General features: G+C 65.8%; 14 protein-coding genes. 8 read left to right on the forward strand and 6 right to left on the reverse strand.

Annotation, left to right across the window (positions count from 1 at the left end):
- Positions 1-80 precede the first annotated feature (80 nt).
- From EYZ64_RS25725 to rpmF, 3 genes are all read right to left on the reverse strand, one after another.
- Positions 81-1,580, reverse strand: a complete 1,500-nt coding sequence (locus EYZ64_RS25725; RefSeq protein ID WP_210115575.1) for a HAMP domain-containing sensor histidine kinase — start codon at positions 1,578-1,580, stop codon at positions 81-83.
- A 4-nt stretch (positions 1,581-1,584) separates the two neighbouring features.
- On the reverse strand, positions 1,585-2,271 hold the full coding sequence (locus tag EYZ64_RS25730; RefSeq protein ID WP_135457937.1) for a response regulator transcription factor: 687 nt from the start codon (positions 2,269-2,271) through the stop codon (positions 1,585-1,587).
- Positions 2,272-2,418: 147 nt separating this feature from the next.
- Positions 2,419-2,592 carry a 50S ribosomal protein L32 gene (gene rpmF, locus EYZ64_RS25735; protein ID WP_003885704.1) on the reverse strand — a complete coding sequence of 58 codons (174 nt, stop codon included), beginning with the start codon at positions 2,590-2,592 and terminating at the stop codon, positions 2,419-2,421.
- Positions 2,593-2,792: 200 nt separating this feature from the next.
- Here rpmF and EYZ64_RS25740 point away from each other — a divergent pair, with 200 nt between their 5' ends.
- From EYZ64_RS25740 to EYZ64_RS25775, 8 genes are all read left to right on the forward strand, one after another.
- A complete protein-coding gene (locus EYZ64_RS25740) occupies positions 2,793-4,499 on the forward strand; it encodes an acyclic terpene utilization AtuA family protein (protein WP_135457940.1) in 1,707 nt (568 codons plus the stop codon).
- A complete protein-coding gene (locus EYZ64_RS25745; protein WP_135457942.1) occupies positions 4,496-5,644 on the forward strand; it encodes an acyl-CoA dehydrogenase family protein in 1,149 nt (382 codons plus the stop codon). The genes EYZ64_RS25740 and EYZ64_RS25745 overlap by 4 nt, the downstream gene beginning before the upstream one ends.
- A complete protein-coding gene (locus tag EYZ64_RS25750) occupies positions 5,641-7,236 on the forward strand; it encodes an acyl-CoA carboxylase subunit beta (protein WP_135457944.1) in 1,596 nt (531 codons plus the stop codon). Before EYZ64_RS25745 ends, EYZ64_RS25750 begins: the two co-directional genes overlap by 4 nt.
- Complete coding sequence (locus EYZ64_RS25755) at positions 7,190-9,181, forward strand: ATP-binding protein (protein ID WP_167857968.1); 1,992 nt, start codon at positions 7,190-7,192, stop codon at positions 9,179-9,181. The genes EYZ64_RS25750 and EYZ64_RS25755 overlap by 47 nt, the downstream gene beginning before the upstream one ends.
- Positions 9,178-10,335: an acyl-CoA dehydrogenase family protein gene (locus EYZ64_RS25760; protein WP_135457948.1), complete on the forward strand. Its 1,158-nt coding sequence runs from the start codon at positions 9,178-9,180 to the stop codon at positions 10,333-10,335. The genes EYZ64_RS25755 and EYZ64_RS25760 overlap by 4 nt, the downstream gene beginning before the upstream one ends.
- 15 nt (positions 10,336-10,350) lie before the next feature.
- Positions 10,351-11,118 (forward strand): enoyl-CoA hydratase family protein, encoded by a 768-nt coding sequence (locus EYZ64_RS25765; protein WP_135457950.1) that lies wholly within the window; start codon positions 10,351-10,353, stop codon positions 11,116-11,118.
- 304 nt (positions 11,119-11,422) lie between these two features.
- Entirely contained in the window at positions 11,423-12,571 is a 1,149-nt protein-coding gene (locus EYZ64_RS25770) for a hypothetical protein (RefSeq protein ID WP_135457952.1), read from the forward strand.
- A 331-nt stretch (positions 12,572-12,902) separates the two neighbouring features.
- Positions 12,903-13,346: an ester cyclase gene (locus EYZ64_RS25775; RefSeq protein WP_135457954.1), complete on the forward strand. Its 444-nt coding sequence runs from the start codon at positions 12,903-12,905 to the stop codon at positions 13,344-13,346.
- 63 nt (positions 13,347-13,409) lie between these two features.
- Here EYZ64_RS25775 and hsaC read toward each other — a convergent pair whose 3' ends face one another.
- The 3 genes from hsaC to EYZ64_RS25790 are packed head-to-tail and all read right to left on the reverse strand — an operon-like array spanning position 13,410 to position 16,755.
- A complete protein-coding gene (gene hsaC, locus EYZ64_RS25780) occupies positions 13,410-14,315 on the reverse strand; it encodes an iron-dependent extradiol dioxygenase HsaC (RefSeq protein WP_135457958.1) in 906 nt (301 codons plus the stop codon).
- 30 nt (positions 14,316-14,345) lie between these two features.
- On the reverse strand, positions 14,346-15,554 hold the full coding sequence (gene hsaA / locus EYZ64_RS25785; RefSeq protein WP_135457960.1) for a 3-hydroxy-9,10-secoandrosta-1,3,5(10)-triene-9,17-dione monooxygenase oxygenase subunit: 1,209 nt from the start codon (positions 15,552-15,554) through the stop codon (positions 14,346-14,348).
- 52 nt (positions 15,555-15,606) lie between these two features.
- Positions 15,607-16,755 carry a 3-ketosteroid-9-alpha-monooxygenase, oxygenase component gene (locus EYZ64_RS25790; protein WP_135457963.1) on the reverse strand — a complete coding sequence of 383 codons (1,149 nt, stop codon included), beginning with the start codon at positions 16,753-16,755 and terminating at the stop codon, positions 15,607-15,609.
- Between the last annotated feature and the right edge of the window lie 141 nt (positions 16,756-16,896).

Below are 16,896 nucleotides of genomic sequence, written 5' to 3' on the forward strand. Positions count from 1 at the left end.
CAGGTTGCCCAGATGGGCTGAGAATCCACTTAGAGATCTCTGATCCATCCATGACTAGTCCCCCGACTGAATTAACTGTCTCACCTTTTCTCCGCGCCGACAGTGCGCCCACCGTCGGCCAGCGGCAGGTGTGTCGCGTCGCCGCTGGGGATCGGTTGCCCCGGCAACACCATGTGGAACGAAGCGCCCGGTGGAGTGCCGCCCGGCACAGTGTCGTCAATCCGCAGTGCGCCACCGTGTTTGAGCACCACTTGCTGGACGATAGCCAATCCGAGGCCGGATCCCGGCATCGCCCTCGCCGCATCCGAGCGGTAGAAGCGCTCGAACACCAGCGCACGGTCCTGTGGCGGGATGCCGGGCCCATGGTCGGAGACCACCAGTTCGGCGTGCGTCGGGTCGACCTGATGCAACCGCACACCGACCCGGCCGCCGGCCGGACTCCACTTGGCGGCGTTGTCGAGCAGGTTCAGCACGGCACGGCCCAGCCCGGGTGCGTCGCCGAACACCTGCCAGCCGATGACGTCGACATCGAATTCGATGTCGTTGCGGCGCCGCCGGACCCGTTCCAGGCTGCGTTCGACGACCTCGGACATGTCGACCGGCTCGGGAGTGATGCCGCCGGCGTCGTCGCGGGTGAGGTCGACAAGGTCGCCGACCAGGGTGGACAGCTCCTCGATCTGCGCGATCACGTCCTGCTGCAGCCCGTCCATCTCGTCCTTGGGCAGCGGCGGCGCCCCGGGTGCCTGCGAGGCCATCAGCAGTTCGACGTTGGTGCGCAGTGAGGTCAGCGGCGTTCTCAGCTCGTGCCCGGCGTCGGACACCAGCCGGGACTGGCGTTCCCTCGATTCGGCCAGCGCCCGCAACATCATGTTGAACGCCTCGGTCAGCCGGGCCAGCTCGTCGCTGCCGACCACCGGAATGGGCCGCAGGTCGTCGGTGCGGGCCACCCGCTCGGCGGCTTCGGTGAGTCTGCCCACCGGCCGCAGGCCCGCTCTGGCCACCGCACCACCGGCCATGGCGGCCACCGCCACCCCGACGCCGCCGACGATGAGCAGCACTGTGCCCAACCGTCTCAGCACTTGGACAGTGGGCGCCAGGCTCTTGGAGATCAACAGGGAACTGCCGTTGGCCAGGTGCACCGCAAGCACCCGCTGGTGGTTGGCGGTGCGCAGGGACATCAGCAGTTCGCCGGAGATGACGTCCTTCTCGGGCTTGCCCAGCGGCAGCATCTGGCCCTGCTGGTTGGCCGTGTAAATGGACCGGCCCGGGATCACCAGCATCGCGTTGACGTCGGAGTACGCGGTGCCCTCGATCGCCTTACCCGGATCGGCGGCCAGCGATCCGCTCTCGATGAGCAGCCGGGCGCGGCTGTGCAGCTGGTTGTCCAGGTCGTCATAGAGCGCCCGCGAGACGACGGCGTAGACGGCGACGGCCATCAGAACGACCACCATGGCCACCATCGACATCGCGAGCATCATCACGCGCCAGCGCAACGACAGTGAGCTGGTGTTCCGTAGGTTCACGGCGGCGAGCCGCCCAGAGTCGGTCGCGGTTCGCCAGGTGTTTGCGTTGAGCGCCATCAAATCAGGGGGGCGTTTCACGCAGGACGTAACCGACGCCGCGCACGGTGTGGATCAGCCGGGGCTCTCCTTCGGCCTCGGTCTTGCGGCGCAGGTAGCCGATGTACACCTCGAGGGCATTGCCTGAGGTCGGGAAGTCGAAACCCCACACCTCTTCGAGGATGCGGCTACGGGTCAGCACCCGCCGCGGGTTGGCGATCAGCATCTCCAGCAGCGAGAACTCGGTGCGGGTGAGGCTGATCTGACGCTCGCCGCGGGTCACCTCGCGGGTCACCGGGTCCAGCGTGAGGTCTGTGAACGTCATCTTCTGCGAGTCGGTGCCATCGTCGCTGACGGTACGACGCAGCAACGCGCGCATCCGCGCCAGCAGTTCCTCGAGGGCGAACGGCTTGGGCAGGTAATCGTCGGCGCCGGCGTCCAGCCCGGCCACTTTCTCCGAGGTGGTGTCGCGCGCGGTCAACACCAGGATCGGCAGATCGTCGCCGGTGCTGCGGAGCTGCCGGCACACCTCCAGGCCGTCCATCCGCGGCATCATCACGTCCAGAACCACAGCGTCAGGCCGGTCATTGGCAATCGATTCGAGGGCTTCGACCCCATCCTGGGCAAGTTCGACCGAATAACCATTGAAGGAAAGCGACCGGCGGAGGGATTCGCGCACAGCGCGATCGTCGTCAACGACAAGTATGCGCACAGGCACAGTTTCAACCTGCTGTCTGAGAGTGGGCTGAGAGGCGCGCCGCAAATTCCCCGAGCGTTTTCAGGGGGCCTGGACAACCCTGAGCACGACAAAAAGCGCTATCACGAGTGATAGCGCTTTTTGAGGAAGTGTTCTGCGGTTCTAGCGCTTGTCGAGGTCGACCAGGCCGAGACGAGCGGCCTTGAGCAGACGGCGCGGCACCTTGTGCTGCTGACCGGCGACATTGACGCCGACGAGACCGGTGGCCTCGGCCTTCCACTGCGCGCGCCGGCTACGGGTGTTCGCGCGCGACATTCTGCGCTTGGGCACAGCCATGACGTGCATCTCCTTGTTCTGGGTTGTTGCCGCGCGAACCGAAATGGGCACGCCGGCGGCGACGATTAGGTACAGAGTAACGGTTGTCCCGCGTCGGATCCAAAACGCGGGTCAGCGCTTGACGTGAGACCTGCGACACCGGCTAACCTACCGGTTGGTTGGTTGGTAGGTATTCATTGTCAGCGTCGACGGGAGTGCATGTGCCTTCAGGGACTGGTGCGGTTCGCATCGGCAACTGTTCGGGCTTTTACGGTGATCGGCTGTCCGCGATGCGAGACATGCTCACCGGTGGTGAGCTGGACTATCTGACCGGCGATTACCTCGCCGAACTCACGATGCTGATCCTGGCCCGCGACCGGGCCAAGAACCCTGACCGCGGCTACGCCAAGACCTTCCTGACCCAGCTGGAGCAGTCGCTCGGGCTGGCGTTGGACAACGGCGTGAAGATCGTGGCCAACGCCGGCGGATTGAACCCCGCAGGGCTGGCCGCCGCCGTGCGGGCACTGGCCGAACGGCTGGGCCTCGACGTCAACGTCGCCCACGTCGAGGGCGACGACCTGGTCGGGCGGGCTTCCGAGCTGGGCCTGGGCACGCCGCTGGCCGCCAATGCCTACCTGGGCGCGTGGGGCATCGTCGACTGTCTGAATTCCGGCGCCGACGTCGTCGTCACCGGCCGCGTCACAGACGCGTCGGTGATCGTCGGGCCCGCGGCCGCACACTTCGGCTGGAAGGCCACCGACTACGACGCGCTGGCCGGGGCGGTGGCTGCCGGTCACGTAATCGAGTGCGGTACCCAGGCCACCGGAGGCAATTACTCCTTCTTCGCAGAAATTCCAGATCTGGCCCGCCCCGGATTCCCCATCGCCGAGATCTCCGCCGACGGTTCCTCGGTGATCACCAAGCATGCGGGCACCGGCGGGCAGGTCAGCGTCGGCACGGTCACCGCGCAGCTGCTCTACGAGATCACCGGCGCCCGCTACGCCAATCCCGATGTGACGCTGCGGGTGGACTCGTTGCAGTTGAGCCAGGACGGCGACAACCGCGTACGCATCTCCGGGGTGACGGGCGAGGCCCCGCCGCCGACGCTGAAGGTGTCGTGCAACAGCATCGGCGGATTCCGCAACGCCGCCACGTTCGTGCTGACCGGACTGGACATCAAGGCCAAGGCCCAGCTTGTGCGCAGCCAGTTGGAGGACGGCCTGAAAGTCCGCCCGGCCGAACTGGATTGGACGCTGGCTCGCACCGATCATCCCGATGCTGATACCGAGGAGGCCGCCAGCGCCCTGCTGCACTGCGTGGTCCGCGATCCCGATCCCAACATCGTCGGACGCCAATTCTCCTCGGCAGGTGTGGAACTCGCGCTGGCGAGCTATCCGGGATTCACCACCACCGCGCCCCCGGGAGACGGTCAGATATACGGGGTGTTCGTACCCGGCTACGTCGATGCCGCCGAGGTGCCGCACATCGCCGTGCACGCCGATGGCACGCGGATCGGTATCGCTCCGGCGAACGAAACCCTCGATCTGGCGCCGGTGTCCGATCCCTCTCTGCCCGAGGCGCTCCCCACCGGGACCACTCGGCGCGCCGCGCTCGGCACGATCGCCGGCGCCCGCAGCGGCGACAAGGGCGGGTCGGCCAATGTCGGCGTGTGGGTACGCACCGACGAGGCGTGGCGCTGGCTGGCCCACACGCTCACTGTCGACAAGATTCGTGAATTACTGCCCGAAACAGCCGATCTGCCGGTCACCCGGCACCTGCTTCCGAATCTGCGGGCCGTGAACTTTGTGATCGAGGGCATTCTCGGCCAGGGCGTCGCGTATCAGGCCCGATTCGATCCGCAGGCCAAGGGGCTGGGCGAATGGTTGCGCAGCCGTCATCTCGATATCCCGGAGGAACTCATCAAGTGAGCATCTGGACTTCGCCCGAGCGCGAGGCATTGCGCAAGACGGTGCGCAGTTTTGCCGAGCGCGAGGTGCTGCCGCACGCCGCCGAGTGGGAACGCACGGGCGAGCTGCCGCGCGAACTGCACCGCAAGGCCGGCGAGGCCGGCCTGCTCGGGGCCAATTTCCCCGAGTCGGCCGGTGGTGGTGGCGGCGACGGCGCCGACGCCGTGATCATCTGCGAGGAAATGCATTACGCGGGTTCACCCGGCGGCGTGTTCGCCTCGTTGTTCACCTGCGGCATCGCGGTGCCGCACATGATCGCCTCGGGCGACGAGCGCCTGATCGAGACATACGTGAAGCCCACGCTGCGCGGGGATCTCATCGGATCCCTGGCAATCACCGAACCCGGTGGCGGCTCCGACGTCGGGCACCTCACCACGAAGGCCACCCGCGACGGTGATGACTACATCCTCAACGGCGCCAAGACGTACATCACCTCGGGTGTGCGTGCGGACTACGTCGTCACCGCGTCCCGCACCCGAGGACCGGGAGCGGCGGGCGTCTCACTGATCGTGGTGGACAAGGGCACGCCGGGCTTTGAGGTCAGCCGCAAGCTCGACAAGATGGGTTGGCGGTCAAGCGATACCGCCGAGCTGTCCTACACCGACGTGCGGGTACCGGTGGCCAACCTGATCGGCGCGGAGAACTCCGGCTTCCTCCAGATCGCGGCGGCGTTCGTCTCCGAGCGGGTGGGCCTGGCCGTGCAGGCCTACGCCAGCGCACAGCGCTGCCTGGATCTGACCGTGCAGTGGTGCCGCGACCGCGAAACCTTCGGCAAGCCTCTGATCGCCCGGCAGTCGGTGCAGAACACCCTGGCTGAAATGGCCCGGCGGATCGACGTGGCCCGGGTCTACACGCGCCATGTGGTGGAGCGGCAACTCGCGGGCGAGGCGAATCTGATCACCGAGGTGTGCTTCGCCAAGAACACGGCCGTGGAGACCGGCGAGTGGGTGGCCAATCAGGCCGTCCAGCTGTTCGGCGGCATGGGGTACATGGCCGAGTCCGAGGTCGAGCGGCAGTACCGCGACATGCGCATCCTGGGTATCGGCGGGGGTACCACCGAGATCCTGACCTCGTTGGCCGCAAAGACATTGGGGTTCCAGTCATGACCACTCTCAAATCCACGATCGATCCGAGCTCCCCCGGGTTCACCGAGGCCGCCGAGGTGATGGCGACCAAGCTCGCCGAACTCGACACCGAGCACGCCAAGGCCCTGGCCGGTGGCGGACCCAAGTATGTGGACCGCCATCACGGCCGCGGCAAGCTCACCGCACGCGAGCGGGTGGAGCTGCTGCTGGATCCCGACGCGCCGTTCCTGGAGCTGAGCCCGTTGGCGGCCTGGGGCAGTGATTTCACCGTGGGCGCCAGCGTCGTCTGCGGTATCGGCGCCGTGGAGGGTGTCGAGTGCCTGATCGTCGCGAATGATCCGACGGTCAAGGGCGGCACCAGCAACCCGTGGACGCTCAAGAAGATCCTGCGCGCCAACCAGATCGCGATGGAGAACCGGCTTCCGGTGGTCTCCCTCGTCGAGTCCGGTGGCGCCGATCTGCCGACGCAGAAGGAGATCTTCATCCCGGGCGGGCAGATGTTCCGCGATCTGACGCGGCTGTCGGCGGCGGGCATCCCGACCATCGCGCTGGTGTTCGGCAACTCGACGGCCGGCGGTGCGTACGTGCCGGGCATGTCCGATCACGTGGTGATGATCAAGGAACGCTCCAAGGTGTTCCTGGCCGGGCCGCCGCTGGTCAAGATGGCCACCGGAGAGGAGTCCGACGACGAGTCACTGGGCGGTGCCGAGATGCACGCCCGCACTTCGGGTCTGGGTGACTACCTGGCCAATGACGAGCTCGACGCGATCCGGATCGGGCGGCGCATCGTGGCCCGGCTGAACTGGCGGAAGAAGGGCCCCGTCCCCGCACCGGTGGTCGAGCCGAAGTTCGACCCGGAGGAGCTCATCGGCATCGTCCCCGCCGATCTGCGTATCCCGTTCGACCCGCGCGATGTGATCGCCCGCATCGTCGACGGCTCGGACTTCGACGAGTTCAAACCGTTGTACGGGTCCTCGCTGGTGACGGGATGGGCCACGCTGTACGGCTACCCGGTGGGGATCCTGGCGAATGCCCGCGGGGTGCTGTTCAGTGAGGAGTCTCAGAAGGCCACCCAGTTCATCCAGCTGGCCAACCGGTCCGATACCCCACTTCTGTTCCTGCACAACACCACCGGCTACATGGTGGGTAAGCAGTACGAAGAGGGCGGCATGATCAAGCACGGCTCGATGATGATCAATGCGGTGTCGAACTCCACGGTGCCGCACATCTCTCTGCTGCTGGGAGCCTCCTACGGCGCGGGCCACTACGGCATGTGCGGGCGGGCCTATGACCCGCGGTTCCTGTTCGCCTGGCCGTCGTCCAAGTCCGCCGTGATGGGCGGCACCCAGCTGGCCGGGGTGCTCTCGATCGTCAGCCGCGCCGCCGCAGAGGCCCGCGGTCAGCAGGTCGACGAGGCCGCCGACGCTGCGTTGCGGGCCGCGGTCGAGGCACAGATCGAGGCCGAGTCGCTGCCGATGTTCCTGTCCGGCCGGTTGTACGACGACGGGGTGATCGACCCCCGCGATACCCGCACCGTGCTGGGAATGTGCCTGTCCGCCATTGCGAATGGCCCGATCGAGGGGACGTCGAACTTCGGCGTCTTCAGGATGTGAGCGAACAGTGATTACGAGAGTTCTGGTCGCCAACCGCGGCGAGATCGCGCGCCGGGTATTCGAGACCTGCCGTCGTCTCGGCATCGGCACGGTCGCCGTGTACACCGACCCCGATGCCGGGTCCCCGCACGTCGCCGAGGCGGACGCCCGGGTGCGGCTGGAAGGCAACAACGGCTATCTCGATTCCGCGCAGATCATCGCCGCCGCCCAGGCGTCCGGCGCGGACGCCATTCATCCCGGCTACGGGTTCCTTTCCGAGAACCCGGATTTCGCGGCCGCCGTGATCGATGCCGGGCTGACCTGGATCGGTCCGCCGGTGAACGCCGTACAGGCGATGGGCTCCAAGATCGAAGCCAAGAAGATGATGGCCGCGGCCGGCGTTCCGGTGCTCACCGAGCTCGATCCGTCGACGGTGACGGCCGACCAGCTGCCGGTCCTGGTGAAGGCCTCGGCCGGCGGTGGTGGCCGCGGCATGCGCGTGGTGCGCGAACTGTCGGATCTGCCAAGCGAAGTGGCCGCAGCCCAGCGTGAGGCACAGTCGGCGTTCGGTGATCCGACGGTGTTCTGCGAGCGCTACCTGGCCGCCGGCCATCACGTCGAGGTACAGGTGCTGGCCGATGAGCACGGCACGGTGTGGGCGGTCGGCGAGCGTGAGTGCTCGATCCAGCGGCGTCATCAGAAGGTCATCGAGGAAGCGCCGTCGCCTCTGGTGGAACGTACCCCCGGGATGCGGGAGAAGCTGTTCGACGCGGCCCGGCTGGCCGCCGAGGCGATCGGCTACGCCGGCGCGGGCACCGTCGAGTTCATGGCGGACGAGCAGGGGGACTTCTTCTTCCTGGAGATGAATACCCGCCTGCAGGTGGAGCATCCGGTCACCGAGGCCACCACTGGGCTCGATCTGGTCGAGCTGCAGATCCTGGTCGCCGACGGCGGCCGACTCGACGCCGAGCCGCCGGCCTCGCGTGGTTCGGCCATCGAGGCCCGCCTGTATGCCGAGGATCCGGCCAAGGGCTGGCAGCCTCAGGCCGGCACCGTGCACCGGTTCGATGTCCCCGGGCAGGTGCGCGTCGACACCGGTATCGAGGACGGCTCGGTGGTGTCGATCTTCTACGACCCCATGCTGGCCAAGGTCATCTCGTATGCCCCGACCCGCCGTCAGGCCGCGACCGTGCTGGCCGATGCGTTGGCCCGCACCCGGATTCACGGACTGCGAACCAACCGCGATCTGCTGGTGAATGTGCTGCGGCATCCGGCATTCCTGGACGGGGCCACCGACACGGCGTTCTTCGACACGCACGGGCTCGATGTCCTGGCCGCTCCGCTGGCCGGTGCGGGAGTGGTGACGCTGTCGGCGATCGCGGCGGCGTTGGCCGAGGCCGCACATAACCGCAGTAGCGCAACGGTTTTCGGTGCCGCACCCAGCGGATGGCGCAACCTGGTTTCGGACTACCAGTCGCGGACGTACCGCAACGCCGCGGGTGATGACGTCGCGGTGCGCTACCGGTTCACCCGCACCGGGGTCGAGCTGCCCGACGACGACGGAGTTTCCCTGGCGTCGGCGACCCCGGACCGGGTGGTGCTCACGGTCAACGGTGTCGACCGCGCGTTCGACGTGGCGCGTTATGGCGATCAGGTGTTCGTCGACTCTCCACTGGGCCCGGTGGCGTTCACTGCGCTGCCGCGCTTCCCCGATCCGGACGATGCGGTCGCACACGGCTCGCTGCTGGCACCGATGCCCGGTTCGGTGGTCCGGGTCGGCGCCGCCGTCGGCGACACCGTCACCGCCGGCCAACCGCTGATCTGGCTGGAGGCCATGAAGATGGAGCACACCATCGCCGCACCCGAAGACGGGGTGCTGGCCGAACTCAATGTCGCCGCAGGCCAACAGGTCGAGGTCGGCGCCGTACTTGCCCGCGTAGAGAACCCTGAAGGAGAACAGTCATGAGCTTCATCGAAACCGAAGAACAGAAGGCACTGCGCCAGGCGGTCGCCGCGATGGCCGCCAACTACGGGCAGGACTACTACCTTGAGAAGGCCCGCTCCGGCCAGCACACCACCGAATTGTGGAATGAGGCAGGAAAACTCGGCTTCATCGGGGTGAACCTGCCCGAGGAGTACGGCGGCGGCGGCGCCGGCATGTACGAGCTGTCCATGGTGATGGAAGAGATGTCGGCGGCCGGGTCAGCGCTGCTGATGATGGTCGTCTCCCCCGCAATCAACGGCACCATCATCTCCAAGTTCGGCACCGAGGAGCAGAAGAAGCGCTGGATCCCCGGCATCGCCGACGGGTCGATCACCATGGCCTTCGCGATCACCGAGCCTGATGCGGGTTCCAACAGCCACCGCATCACCACCACCGCCAAACGCGACGGCAGCGACTGGATCCTCAAGGGCCAGAAGACGTTCATCTCCGGTATCGACCAGGCGCAGGCGGTGCTTGTCGTCGGCCGCACCGAGGATCACAAGACCGGAAACCTCAAGCCGGCGCTGTTCGTCATCCCCACCGACACCCCGGGCCTGAGCTGGACCAAGATCGAGATGGAGATCATCAGCCCGGAGAGCCAATTCCAGGTGTTCCTCGACGACGTCCGGCTGCCCGCCGATGCGCTGGTGGGTTCGGAAGATGCCGCGATCGCGCAGCTGTTCGCCGGGCTGAACCCCGAACGCATCATGGGTGCGGCCAGCGCGGTCGGTGTGGGCCGGTTCGCCATCAACAAGGCTGTCGACTACGTCAAGACCCGCCAGGTCTGGAAGGTGCCGATCGGTTCACACCAAGGTATCTCGCACCCGCTGGCGCAGAACCACATCGAGGTGGAGCTGGCCAAGCTGATGATGCAGAAGGCCGCGACGCTGTATGACGCCGGCGACGACTTCGGCGCGGCCGAGGCCGCCAACATGGCCAAGTACGCGGCAGGTGAGGCGTCGGTGCGGGCGGTCGATCAGGCCGTGCAATCCCTCGGCGGCAACGGCCTGACCAAGGAGTACGGCATCGCCGCTGCGGTGACGGCATCGAAGCTCGCCCGCATCGCGCCGGTGAGCCGTGAGATGATCCTGAACTTCGTCGCGCAGACCTCGCTGGGTCTTCCTCGCTCATACTGACGGGCCGTACTGACAATGACGTCTTTAGTTCATTACGCGGTCGAGGGCAACGTCGCCCGGCTGACGCTGGACTCCCCGCACAACCGCAACGCGCTGTCCACGGCCCTGATCGAGCAGTTGCTCCAGGGCTTCTCCGATGCCGCTGACGAGCCCGGGGTCCGGGCGGTGGTGCTCGGGCACACTGGTGGGACCTTCTGCGCCGGAGCCGATCTCAGAGAGGCCGCCGGCCAGGATCCCGGCGACATCGCTGTCGACCGGGCCCGCGAGATGACCAAGCTGCTGCGGGCCATCCTGGAATTACCGATTCCGGTGATCGGCGCGATCGACGGGCACGTGCGGGCCGGCGGGATGGGGCTGGTCGGTGCGTGCGATCTCGTCGTCGCCGGTCCGCAGAGTACGTTCGCATTGACCGAAGCGCGTATCGGCGTTGCACCGTCGATCATTTCGCTGACGCTGTTGCCCAAGATGTTGCCGCGGGCGGCGGGACGGTACTTCGTCACCGGTGAGAAGTTCGGTGCCGCCGAGGCGGCCGAGATCGGGCTGATCACCGTGTCCGCCGATGACGTATCCGGTGCGGTTGCCGCGCTGACGGGTGAAATCGCGAAGGGGTCACCGCAGGGGCTGGCGACGTCGAAGGGGCTTACGACTGCGGCGATCCTGCGTGGGTTCGACGAGCTGGCCGAGGATCTGACCCGGCAGTCGGCACAACTGTTCGTGTCCGACGAGGCGCGCGAGGGCATGATGGCGTTCCTGCAGAAGCGCCCGCCGAACTGGGCGGGCTAGGCCCGAGCCGGGACGGCGCCTGGAACAGGTTGCGGCACCGTCCCGGCTTGTTGCACATTGCACTATGTTCGATTGAAAGCACGATTGCTGACGCCAGTCTCGGCCAAGCCGTTTCACCAGGTAAACATGCACCACGCGGCCATTTCTCAGCGTTTACTCGGATCTAGCTGCCCCATTCCAGTTTTGTTGTATTCATAGTGCGACGGCCTCTCACGTTGCTAGCGTCCCGGTTTCCACGCTCCTTGGAAGGAAACCATTGATACACGCAGCGTTACGCTCGTACGCCACAGCGGGGCTAGCAATTGTGGGGGCCGGTGTCATCGCCGTGTCGCCGCTGGCGCCACCGCCGGTCACCCAGTCGGCCACCAACACCATCTCGACCGCACAGGTGGCACTGACTTCCACCGTTGATCCGTTGACCCGCTGGAGCCAGATTGCGGCGAACACCGGCGAGGACATCGGCGAACTAGCCAATTTCTGGATGGAGAATCCGGCGCCATTGGCGCGCCAAGTCGTCACCAATCTGTCGACGTACGCCGGGTGGTACGTCGCGGGTCTCCAACAGGCCATTCCCGCCCTGCAGAACTGGGCGGAACTGACGATGGCCCCCGCGATCAACCAGGCCGCTGCGCTGATCCAAGCCGGACAGCCCGAGCAGGCAGGAACCGTCCTGGTAAACGCGCTCGGCAACATCATGTGGGCCGGGTTCCCAATGATGAATCTGCTGAGCATCCCCGGATTGATGACTGATCATTTCAGCACCCTGGTGAAGGGAGTCTTGTCGGTACCGACGGCGAGCACATTGGTCGGCTTGGCCCTTGGAGTGCCGTCCGACCTGATCACCTCGGTCACTGTCGGCGCTCAGGACGCGCTCGATGCGACCAATTCCGGTGACCTCACGGGGGCGGCATTCGCGATCGCCAATATCCCAGCCGATATTGCCGAGAAGCAGCTCAAGCGAATCTTCGAGTTTCGGAAGTGGGGCGGCTGCGGGTGTCTGGTCAGCGGCGGGCTGATCCTCAACCAACTCATCAAGCTTCCGCGACAACTTGCGACGGGGATCGCCCTGCCTGCCCCGGCAGCGGCGAGCGCAGGCACCCTGGCGATCGCGGCACCGGCCACACCTGAACTCCCCGCAGTCACCGGCACCGCGGCCCAGGCCGACCCCGAGGCTCCTGCCGCGGTCAGCGTCAGTTCCAATGGCGTAACCGATCTTTCAGCAGGCAACAAGATCCGGCCCAGCAAGACCGGCACCACCTCCTTGCGACAGAGCCAGAAGCTGCGCGCCTCGATCGACCACGCCGCAGGCCAGGTCGACAAGACGCTGAAGGGCATCCGCGACAACGTCAAGAAGTCCCTGAAAGGACTGAACAGCGGCGCCGACAAGAAGAAGAACACCGCCGGAGGCGCAACCACTGGCGGCAGCGCGAACGGCGATTCGGACAACAGCTAAACCGCCCACCCCACGGGCCCCTGCCCGGCACCGGGCAGGGGCCCGTGGTTGCCCGGGGAGCGGAAGGATCAACCCGGCTTCGGCAATCGCATGCCGCGGGTATCGATGTTGAGCACCAAACCGGTGCCGCACCCCGAACGACAGACAGATCAGGATCAAAACTGCACCTGAGCTCGATGTGTCGAAGCAGGTCATCCAGTCCCGGCCGAGGCGGCGGTGGTTGCGTCCGGCAGCAAACGTTGCGACGCGTCTGTCGCATCGCCTGCGGCAGTTCTACGGTTCTTGTGCGGACGTTCTCTGCCGTGCGGTGTCCCCATGAAAGGCCGGAATCATGGCCAATGACCAGAACAAGGCGATTTCCCGACGCATATGGGAGGTGTTTGCCTCCGGTGACCTAAGCGAGCTGGACGATCTCGTCGCTCCCGGTGCCGCCTTCCACGACACCCAGGATCCGTTCGGAGATCAACGCGGCCCCGAACATATGCGGAGCCTGATGGCGATGTACCGGAACTCGTTCTCCAACATGCGATTCGACGTCAAGATGCAACTCGCCGAAGGCGATCACGTGTGCACGATGATCGAGGCGCAGGGCGATAACACCGGCGAGATCATGGGCCGGCCGGCCACCGGTAAACACAGCCGGATCAACCTGACCAATGTCGACCGCATCGAGGACGGCAAGATCGCCGAAAGTTGGGTCACCTGGGACACCCTGGGCATGCTGCAGCAGCTCGGCCTCATCCCCGCAGGAGCGCAGCAGAAGGCCCCCGCCTGAGCTGATTCCGGTGGATCCAGGGCCGGCCGCGGCCCTGGATCCACACCCCGGAGCCCACGTCCGTCACCGGTTGTGCGACCCGGCGGTGAAGTCGTGACCCCACAAACTGACCGCGGTCGATTCACGGACAGTCCACTCGTGATCGTCGACCTGCAATCCCTCACAGCCGAATTCGAGGTCGAAGCCGCCGGGCGTCTTCATGTAGAAGGACAGCATCTCGTCATTGACGTGGCGGCCAAGCGTCGCCGACAGCGGAACCCCTCGGCGGGACGCACGATCCAGGCAGAGGCCCAGATCGTCACTGTTCTCTACCTCGATCATCAGATGCACGATCCCGCTAGAAGTCTCGCCCGGCAGAAACGCCAGGCTGTGGTGGCGCGGGTTGACCCCGAGGAACCGCAGCCAGGCCGGATGGCGGTCGGCGGGCCCGCCGACCGCTTGCGGGGGTAGCCGCATCGAGTCACGCAGTGCGAAGCCGAGCACGTCTCGATAGAAACGCAGCGATTCGGCGTCATCGCGGGCGGTCAGCACCACGTGCCCCAGACCCTGATCCCCGGTGACGAACCTGTGCCCGTAGGGGCTCACCACCCGGCGATGCTCGAGCGCCGCGCCGTGGAACAGCTCCAGCGTGTTGCCCGACGGATCCCGCAGTCGAATCATCTCGTCAACGCGTCGATCGGCAAGCTCGGCCGCGGTGGCCTCACGGTAGGGAATGCCCGCCCGGGCCAGGCCAGCACGGATATCACGCAACGCTTCGGCGTTCGCGGTCTCCCAGCCGGACTCCAGCAGGCGATCACGCTCGCCCGGGACGATCACGAGTCGGGCCGGGAAATCGTCCATCCGCAGATAGAGCGCCCCCTCGGTGAGACCCGTGCCCTCCACCATCCCGAGCACCTTCAACCCGTACTCACGCCAGGCCGCCATGTCGGTGGCCTCGATGCGCAGATACCCCAGCGATCGGACGCTCATCGGAGGAATCTGCCGGGTGGCGGTCATGTATCAGACCATCGTGTCGGCCGGGGGCAGGCCGAACTCGTTGTTGCCGAAGATCAGGTAGGCACGCTCGGGATCGTTGGCGGCGTGCACCCGGCCGGCGTGCGCATCACGCCAGAACCGCTGCACCGGAGCGTCATTGGACAGCGCGGTGGCACCCGAGGCCTCGAAAAGCCGGTCGATCGAGGCGATCGCGCGGCCGGTGGCGCGCACCTGATCGCGACGGGCGCGGGCCCGCAGCTCGAACGGGATCTCCTCGCCTGCGACCAGCAGCGCGTATTCGTCGGCGACGTTGCCCGACAGCTGACGCCAGGCGGCGTCGATGTCACTGGCCGCCTCGGCGATCCGGATCTTGGCGAACGGATCGTCCTTGGCCTTCTCGCCCGCGTAGGCGGCGCGGACGCGCTTGCCCTGGTGCTCGACGTGTGCGTCGTAGGCGCCGTAGGCCATACCCACGATCGGAGTCGAGATGGTGGTGGGATGGATTGTGCCCCACGGCATCTTGTACACCGGGGCGGTGTTCGTCTCATAACCGCCGGCGGTGCCGTCGTTCATCGCCTTGTAGGACAGGAAGCGGTGCTTGGGCACGAACGCATCCTTGACCACAAGGGTGTTGCTGCCGGTGCCGCGCAGGCCGACCACGTTCCAGACGTCGTCGATCTCGTAGTCGCTGCGCGGGATCAGGAAGCTACCGAAGTCGACCGGCCGGCCGTCCTTGATCACCGGGCCACCGACGAAGGTCCAGGTGGCGTGCGCAGATCCGGACGACCATTGCCATTCGCCGCTCACGATGTAGCCGTCGCCGGCCTCGGTCACGGTGCCTGCACCCATCGGGGCATACGACGACGATATGCGTGCGGCCGGGTCGTCGCCCCAGACATCCTCTTGCGCCTGCTGATCGAACAGCGCCAGGTGCCAATTGTGCACGGCGAGAACGCCGGCCACCCAACCGGTGGAACCACAGGCACTGGCCAGCCGGCGCACCGCCTCACAGTAGATGGTGGGGTCGCACTGCAGGCCACCCCACTGTTCGGGCTGCAGCAGCTTGAAGAAACCGATGTCCTCCAGCGCCCTCAAGGATTCTTCGGGAATCGTGCGCGTGTCCTCGGTGGCCTGGGCACGCTCACGGAGCAGCGGCAACAACTCGTCGACACCCGCCAGAACCGATTGGGTGTCGCACACCGCTGGGGCATTGAGTAGCTGAACTGAAGTCATGGAACTACCTTCCCAATTGTATTGAGTACATACATTTCTGAATCCTCGGCCGCTATTCGGGGACTGCCGCCGCAGCGCGCTGCCGGAGATTCTCCGCGACTTCGTTGCGCCAATATTCGTTGGCAGCAACGGTATCCACCTCGTACTCGAACCGATCGGTCATCTCCGGCGTGACCTCTGCGGCGTCAACGTAGAACTGCTCATACCATCGGCGCAGCTGGTAGACCGGACCGTCTTCCTCGACCAGAAGCGGATTGTCGATACGGGTCTTGTTCTTCCATATCTCCACGTCTTGCAGGAACCCGCTGCTGACACCTTCGGTGAACGCCTTCAGCAGCATCTCCGTGGCCTCGGGGGTCAGCCCCTGCGGCCGGCGCACCATGATGCCCCACTGCAGCACAAAGGAATCCGGTGTCACCGGGTAGTGACAGTTCACCAAGATCGCTTCGACTTCGTAGCCGCTGTAGCTGTTGTGCAGCCGGTTGATCATGAACGACGGTCCGAAGTAGGACGCCTCGGAATCGAGTACCTGTTCGCCTGCGTAGTGCGAACCACCCAAGTTGACGTCGGGCCTGCCGATCGTCTGAAGATACTGGGACGCGACCTGCCCTTCGAACACGTTCTTGAAGTAGGTCGGAAACCCGAAATGGATGTAGTAAAAGTGCGCCATATCGACGATGTTGTCGACGATCTCCCGACAGTTGGAGCCGATGAGCTCAGTGCGCCAAGACCATTCCGTCCAGGTTTCGTCACCAACCTCCGGAATTTCGGGAATGTCGAGGTGCGGCGAGGGCGCGTTCCCCTCCGGGTCGTGCCAGACGAACAGGAGACCTGCACGGACACTTGATATCCACACACGTGTACGTGCGAGGCGTGGAGCACGTTTTGCATACGGGACCTGTGTGCAGCGGCCATTGCCCGCCCACCTCCAGTCGTGGAACGGACACGCGAGGGCATCGTCTTTGACCTCGCCTTGAGACAGATCGCCGCCGAGATGACGGCAGTACGCATCGAGAACATGCACCGCGCCCTCGCTGTCGGAGAAGACGGCCAGCTTCGTCCCGAACGCATTGATCGAATGCGGCTTTCCGTCCAGAAACTGCGAGACCAGCCCCAGGCAGTGCCAGCCACGGGCAAACCGTGTCGGCGGCTTGCCGACATCGATCTCACGCACGCCAGCGCTAGTCGAATCGTTACTCAAATCCGTCACCTCCAGCTACTGCTCAGCAAACTAGAACACGTTCCTGATTACACCGGATTGCTACGCTAAACCCAGGCTACAAAGGCCCAATAGGGACTAATGGCCCTAGTTGTGGCTCGCGGCTGAGCGCAAGGTGATGGG

The organism is Mycobacterium sp. DL99, assembly GCF_004762045.1.
Lineage (GTDB): Bacteria > Actinomycetota > Actinomycetes > Mycobacteriales > Mycobacteriaceae > Mycobacterium.

Bases quoted from the DNA above. Each gene is read 5' to 3' on its own strand.
- EYZ64_RS25765 (WP_135457950.1), top strand. From the start codon at position 10,351: ATGACGTCTTTAGTTCATTACGCGGTCGAGGGCAACGTCGCCCGGCTG.
- EYZ64_RS25725 (WP_210115575.1), bottom strand. From the start codon at position 1,580: ATGGCGCTCAACGCAAACACCTGGCGAACCGCGACCGACTCTGGGCGG.
- EYZ64_RS25755 (WP_167857968.1), top strand. From the start codon at position 7,190: ATGGCCCGATCGAGGGGACGTCGAACTTCGGCGTCTTCAGGATGTGAG.
- EYZ64_RS25750 (WP_135457944.1), top strand. From the start codon at position 5,641: ATGACCACTCTCAAATCCACGATCGATCCGAGCTCCCCCGGGTTCACC.
- rpmF (WP_003885704.1), bottom strand. From the start codon at position 2,592: ATGGCTGTGCCCAAGCGCAGAATGTCGCGCGCGAACACCCGTAGCCGG.
- hsaC (WP_135457958.1), bottom strand. From the start codon at position 14,315: ATGAGCGTCCGATCGCTGGGGTATCTGCGCATCGAGGCCACCGACATG.
- EYZ64_RS25775 (WP_135457954.1), top strand. From the start codon at position 12,903: ATGGCCAATGACCAGAACAAGGCGATTTCCCGACGCATATGGGAGGTG.
- hsaA (WP_135457960.1), bottom strand. From the start codon at position 15,554: ATGACTTCAGTTCAGCTACTCAATGCCCCAGCGGTGTGCGACACCCAA.
- EYZ64_RS25760 (WP_135457948.1), top strand. From the start codon at position 9,178: ATGAGCTTCATCGAAACCGAAGAACAGAAGGCACTGCGCCAGGCGGTC.